Below are 6405 nucleotides of genomic sequence, written 5' to 3' on the forward strand. Positions count from 1 at the left end.
ATTTCATCTCTTAATTAATCAACTACAAAAATTCCTCCATTTAGCTCTTTTATAAATCCCTTAAGTTCCAATGCAGTTAAAATTGTATTTGTTTCTATAATTGAAAAACCTGTTATTGTTGAAATTTTATTTTGAGATTTCGGCTCTTCATTAATTAAATTATAAATCAAAAGTTCTTTTGCATCTAAAATATCCAAATCTTTTTCTTTTTTATTTTTATTTAAAATAAATTCTGAAAAATCCATAACACCGTCTATAATATCCTGATAATTCGTAGCAATCAACGCCCCGTCTTTTATCAATTTATTCGTTCCTTTGCTGTATAGACTGTTTATATTTCCAGGAAGTGCAAAAATTTCTTTTGACTGTTCATTTGCAAATCTTGCAGTTATAAGTGTTCCTGAGCGTTCTTGTGCCTCTATTACAAGCAAGGCTTTTGAAAGTCCTGAAATAATTCTGTTTCTAACCGGAAAATTATGTGCAAGTGGTGGCATTCCAACAGGAAACTCACTCATCACTGCACCATTTTCTATAATTTCATCATACAATCTGTAATTAGTTTTAGGATAGGCTATATCAACTCCACAACCTAAAACGGCTATCGTTCTTCCCCCTGATTTTAAAGCTGATCTATGTGAAATTGAATCAATACCTAAAGCCATTCCTGATACAATTCTTATCCCAAGTTCTGAAATGGATTTTGAAAAATATTCTGTCGCCCAAGCACCATAATTCGTACACTTTCTTGAGCCTACAACGGAAAGTGCAAATTCGTCTTCAGGTAAAATATCTCCCTTATAATAAATAACTTGAGGAATATATTCAATATCTCTTAAATTAATTGGATAATCTTCACTCAAAATACTTACATATTTAACTTTCTTTTTCTCTAAAAAATCTCTATAAGCATCTGAATTAAATTTTTCTCTCTCTTCAACTAATTTTTCAATATTATTTTTAGTTAAAAGCTTATTTTCTTTAAAATATTCTCCGGATAAATCAAAAATCTCCTCAATATGTTCCAAAGTAAAATGATTTAATAATTCATCTTTAATTTTATAATCAAAATTCAAAAAACTCAAAAATAACAAAGCATCTTCATTTTTCATAACTAACTCCAATATTTATTACTCAAACTTCTATATCTGATAGCTTCTAACAAATGTTCTTCCTTGATTTCTTCACTTCCGTCCAAGTCTGCTATAGTTCTTGTCAATTTTAAAATTTTATTGAAAGACCTTGCTGAAAATTTGAACTTTTTAAAAGCAAATTCAATTATTTTTTCAAGTTTTTCATCAAGTACAATATATTTCTTTATCTGTCTTGCAGAAAGACTTGCATTATTATAAATTTTTTCGTTTTTATATCTTTTAAGTTGAATTTCTCTAGCTTTTTCAACTCTTTTTCTAATATCAAAAGAAGTTTCTAAAACTTCCTTTGAAGATAAATCATCATATTTTACAGGCTCAACTTCAACTTGAATATCAATTCTATCAAGTATTGGCCCTGAAATTTTACTTAAATATCTCTGTATCTGTAACTGTGAACAAGTACATTTTTCAGTTTGTGAGCCATAGTTCCCACAAGGACAAGGGTTTAAAGCACAAACCGTTACAAAGTTTGAATAATATGTTATTGATGAATTAACACGAGAAATTGTAACTTTTCCGTCCTCCATCGGCTGTCTTAAAACTTCAATAGCTTGTTTTGAAAACTCAGGAAATTCATCTAAAAACAAAACTCCGTTATGTGCAAGTGAAACTTCTCCCGGTTTTGGAATTTTTCCACCACCAACAAGTGAAATCGGACTGCTTGTATGGTGTGGAGAACGGAAAGGTCTTTGTGTAATCAACTTATTATTTTTAAGTTTTCCTGCAACCGAATATATCTTAGTACATTCAATACACTCATCAAAAGTAAGTTTTGGTAAAATCGTTGGCAATCTCTTTGCAATCATAGTTTTTCCACTTCCGGGTGGCCCAACCATTAACAAATTATGTCCACCTGCTGCAGAAATCTCCATTGCTCTTTTTAAATTTTCCTGACCTTTTATATCCGAAAAGTCTATATCATATTTTACTTCTTCATCTAAATTTACATTGATAATTTCTTCTTTTTTTATTTCAGTAATTCCATTTAAACAATCAACTAATTCCTTTAAATGTGAAACAGGATAAATTTCAATTCCCTGAACGATATTTACCTCATCTTTTATAGTTTGTGGAATAAAAAACTTTTTAAAACCAAGCTCTTTTAATGAAATAATCATCGGTAAAGCTCCATCAAAAGTTATAATTCTTCCGTCAAGAGAAAGTTCTCCTAAAAAAATTGTCTTTTCATCAGGTAAATATTCAATCACACCAATAGCAAGCAATAAACTCACAGCTATTGCCAAATCCATTTGTGAGCCGTCTTTTTTCAAATTTGCAGGAGCCAGATTAATCGTAATCCGACCCGGTGGAAGAAAATATCCACTATTTGAAATCGCAGACTTAACTCTTTCCTTTGATTCCCTTATTGACAAATCAGGAAGTCCAACGATATTAAAAGCCTGAAGTCCAGTTGATAAATCAGCCTCTACATCAATATCATAACCATTCAATCCATTTAACACACAAGTCTTAGTCTTAGAATACATATCTTACCTACTTTCTAGCACATTCTGATGCCGTTCCAAGAAGTATTTGAAGTCCATGTTCTACCGAATCAATAATATACTCTAAAGATTCTCTAACAGCTTTCGGACTTCCAGGTAAATTTACAATCAAACTATCATTCCTTATAACTGAAACTGCTCTTGAAAGCATCGCTCTCTTAGTTATAGTTAAGCTATATTGTCTGATTGAATCACAAATTCCAAAAGCATTTTTGGTCGCCACATTCAAAGTCGCCTCAGGCGTAACATCTCTTTTACTAAAACCCGTTCCACCGGTTGTTAAAACTAAATTCGCACCCAAAGTATCACAAGCATATTTTAACTTTTCTTCAATTATCTCCCTCTCGTCCGGAATTATTATCTTTTCTATAACATCATAATTATTTTCTTTTAGTATTTCAACGATTACCTCTCCTGAAGTATCAACTCTTTCTCCAACTGATCCTTTATCAGAAACAGTAATTACATAAGCAGTAAACATAAAAACCTCCTAAAAAGCATTTTCTATATGTGTAATTTTATGCTCATCAAAAATTATCTCTATAACATCAAAACGAATTCTGATTCCAAACAAATTTTTCTCAAGCATATACATTTGTGCAACATCTTGTATCTTTTTTATCTTATTTTTATTTACAAATTCTCTGGGAAAACCGAATTTCACATTTTTTCTAGCCTTAACCTCAATAAAAACTACATAATCCTTATCTTTTGCAATTATATCTATCTCTCCAAAAGGCTTAAAAAAATTCCTTTCAAGCAACTCATATCCCTTTTCTAAAAGGAATTTAACTGCTAAATCCTCTCCCAAATTTCCAATATCTTTAGCTTTCATATTCTTTTTTCTTTTCAAAATATTTTTTCAAAAAAGTTACTCTATGAATTGGAGTAATTCCACTTTCATCAAGACCTTTGTAATGTGCCTTTGTACCATAACCCACATTTTTTATAAAATTGTAGTTCGGATACTTTTCTTCATACTCAACAAACATAGCATCTCTAAATTCCTTTGCAATTATTGAGGCACAAGAAACCACATAAGAAAGTTCATCACCATGAATCAAATTAATCTGTGGAATATCGACATCAACCTTTTCAGCATCAGTTATTAAAAAATCTCCCACAACTTCATTTCCATTTAGGTCTTTTATATTTGAAATTGCAATCTTCATCGCAAGCCTACTTGCTTGTTTTATATTTATCTCATCAATCTTTACATTATCTACAATTCCAATCCCATATCCGACACATTCAGCTAAAATTTTATCATAAAGTGCAAGTCTTTTCTTTTTAGAAAGTTTTTTACTGTCCGTAACTCCCTCTATTGCACTATCTTTTTTCATTATAATTGCACAAGAAACGACAGGCCCTGCAAGGCAACCACGACCAACTTCATCAACACCTATGATTAAATTAAAATTTTCATAAATTTTCTCTAATTCTTCCTTAATTTCCATTTTCTTCCTCAACTTTTTCAAGGTCCTCAACAGTTTCTAAAGTAATCCTACCAAGTTTAACCTTTCTAAAATCATCAAAAACTAAATTTGCAACTTTAAAATAGTCAATTTCATTTTTCTTTAAGATTGCTCCACGATTTCTACCTATTTCGTCCATTAAAAATAAAGTATCCTCGTAAAAATCTTCAGATAAATTATATCTATTTTTCAAAATATTTATATCTCTTTTATTTAACTCATCAATGAAACGAAAAGCTAAATTTTCAATATCCATAATCTCATCTTTAATAGCACCGGTAAAAGCTAAATGCAACCCTGTTTGCTCATCTTCAAACTTCGGCCACAATACCCCTGGAGTATCTAAAAGCTCCAAATCATTTTTCGTTTTTATCCATTGAACTTGCTTTGTAACGCCGGGTCTATCTCCTATTTTTGCACTTTTTCTTTTTGAAACCGTATTTATGAAAGTTGATTTACCAACATTTGGAATACCTACAATCATCATTCTAATCGTCTTTGAAGAAAGATTTTTTTCCTCAAGTTTTTTAAATTTATCAGCTAACATTTCCTTTGCAAGTGGATAAATCTTATCTAACCCCTTAGAATGAAGTGCGTCAATAACAACCGCACCATAGCCTTTACTTCTATAATAATTAAGCCATTTTCTAGTTTCATTTTCATTTGCCATATCCGATTTGTTTAAAATCATTATTCTTGGCTTATCTTTTAAAACATCGTCGATAACCGGATTTTTACTACTTATCGGAATTCTTGCATCAATAATTTCTCCAACAATATCAACCAATTTTAAAGACGCTCTTATATTATCCATAGTCTTTTTCATATGACCCGGATACCAATTTATATTCATTAATTATTCCTCCAAATTTATATTAATTAAAATAATATTCCTCTTAAATTGTACCATATTTCCCATTAAAAAACTACTTTTACAACAAAAAAGAGCTAGCCTAGACTAACTCCAAAAATTTTTTATTACATAGCATAACCACTGTATATTAAAGATAAAGGCAAGAAGAATAAATACGGTGCAGTAAATATTGCCATAATTAAAGCCATTTTTCTTTTATCTTTTTCATCAATATCAAGATTTTTAAAACTTATTTTCAAGTTGAAAAAGTAAATACAAATTCCGGATAATAAAACTGCCAATGCAACAATAGTAAATGCATAAATATTTGCAATAGGATTTGACATTATATAAATAACAATATTTTTTTCAAACCATTTTATAAAAGCACTCGATTCTCCTCCTATTGTTCCTAAATAAGTTACTAAAATCAAAAATACAGAACCGATAAAGTCCGACAAAAATCCAAATATGAATACTTTAAAAATAACTTTTTTATATTTTAAAAACGCCTCCTCTATCTTTAAAAATTTCAAAGATATAAAAATTACAAGTGAATCTACAATGAAATTTACAGGAATTGCAATTACCCAAGTAAATGGAATTAAAATTAACAACCAAACCGGAAAAAATACATTGTAAAGTTTTAAATTTTTCATAAACCACCTCCTAAGTTAACACACCAAATATGAAATCGATTGATAAAATACAAAAATATTCTTTTGTCACTTTTAATTTAACATTTTTGTGAATTACACTACTCTCAAACATTGTATTTTTTACTTAATAAATCTGCTGTGTCTTAGTACCTTTGTGAATTACACTACTCTCAAACATAACATTACTCAAGCATCTTTAAGTCATTGTCTTAGTACCTTTGTGAATTACACTACTCTCAAACAAATTTTCTCCCTTAATATATATTGTTTCGTCTTAGTACCTTTGTGAATTACACTACTCTCAAACCATTTATAGCTTTTAATTCTGATGTTTTAAGTCTTAGTACCTTTGTGAATTACACTACTCTCAAACCACCAAATTTCGTTGCTATAATATGTGTAAGTCTTAGTACCTTTGTGAATTACACTACTCTCAAACCATGCTGTCCCATTCAAATGAGTTAACATAGTCTTAGTACCTTTGTGAATTACACTACTCTCAAACTCCTCTTCAATCTGTTTCCTGTTATCCTTTAGTCTTAGTACCTTTGTGAATTACACTACTCTCAAACTAATGCCTTTACCGATATTCTTTACAAACGTCTTAGTACCTTTGTGAATTACACTACTCTCAAACACAGCTCCTTATTCTCATATATATTGCCTGTCTTAGTACCTTTGTGAATTACACTACTCTCAAACTATACATATTACTGTTTTTATCAATGTATGTCTTAGTACCTTTGTGAATTACACTACTCT

7 protein-coding genes and 1 CRISPR repeat array are annotated in these 6405 nt (G+C 30.0%); all 7 genes read right to left on the bottom strand.

All coding sequences use genetic code 11. From position 1 onward, the window contains the following. Positions 1-14 precede the first annotated feature (14 nt). Positions 15-1109, bottom strand: coding sequence for a DNA-processing protein DprA (dprA, locus tag HMPREF3181_RS02680; RefSeq protein ID WP_068472721.1), 1095 nt, complete (start codon positions 1107-1109; stop codon positions 15-17). A 2-nt stretch (positions 1110-1111) separates the two neighbouring features. After that, positions 1112-2638 carry a YifB family Mg chelatase-like AAA ATPase gene (locus HMPREF3181_RS02685; RefSeq protein WP_068472722.1) on the bottom strand — a complete coding sequence of 509 codons (1527 nt, stop codon included), beginning with the start codon at positions 2636-2638 and terminating at the stop codon, positions 1112-1114. A gap of 7 nt (positions 2639-2645) precedes the next feature. After that, positions 2646-3137: a MogA/MoaB family molybdenum cofactor biosynthesis protein gene (locus HMPREF3181_RS02690; RefSeq protein WP_068472723.1), complete on the bottom strand. Its 492-nt coding sequence runs from the start codon at positions 3135-3137 to the stop codon at positions 2646-2648. 9 nt (positions 3138-3146) lie between these two features. Then, a complete protein-coding gene (locus HMPREF3181_RS02695; protein ID WP_068472725.1) occupies positions 3147-3491 on the bottom strand; it encodes a YraN family protein in 345 nt (114 codons plus the stop codon). Further along, positions 3481-4113, bottom strand: a complete 633-nt coding sequence (locus tag HMPREF3181_RS02700) for a ribonuclease HII (RefSeq protein ID WP_068472728.1) — start codon at positions 4111-4113, stop codon at positions 3481-3483. Before HMPREF3181_RS02700 ends, HMPREF3181_RS02695 begins: the two co-directional genes overlap by 11 nt. Next, a complete protein-coding gene (ylqF, locus tag HMPREF3181_RS02705; RefSeq protein WP_068472729.1) occupies positions 4103-4984 on the bottom strand; it encodes a ribosome biogenesis GTPase YlqF in 882 nt (293 codons plus the stop codon). The genes HMPREF3181_RS02700 and ylqF overlap by 11 nt, the downstream gene beginning before the upstream one ends. Before the next feature lie 125 nt (positions 4985-5109). Continuing rightward, complete coding sequence (locus HMPREF3181_RS02710) at positions 5110-5643, bottom strand: hypothetical protein (RefSeq protein WP_068472730.1); 534 nt, start codon at positions 5641-5643, stop codon at positions 5110-5112. A gap of 74 nt (positions 5644-5717) precedes the next feature. After that, a CRISPR array of direct repeats spans positions 5718-6404; the repeat unit is 30 nt; unit sequence GTCTTAGTACCTTTGTGAATTACACTACTC. The last annotated feature ends 1 nt before the right edge of the window (position 6405 follow it).

This window comes from Parvimonas sp. KA00067, assembly GCF_001553085.1.
In the GTDB taxonomy this organism is placed as follows: domain Bacteria; phylum Bacillota; class Clostridia; order Tissierellales; family Peptoniphilaceae; genus Parvimonas; species Parvimonas parva.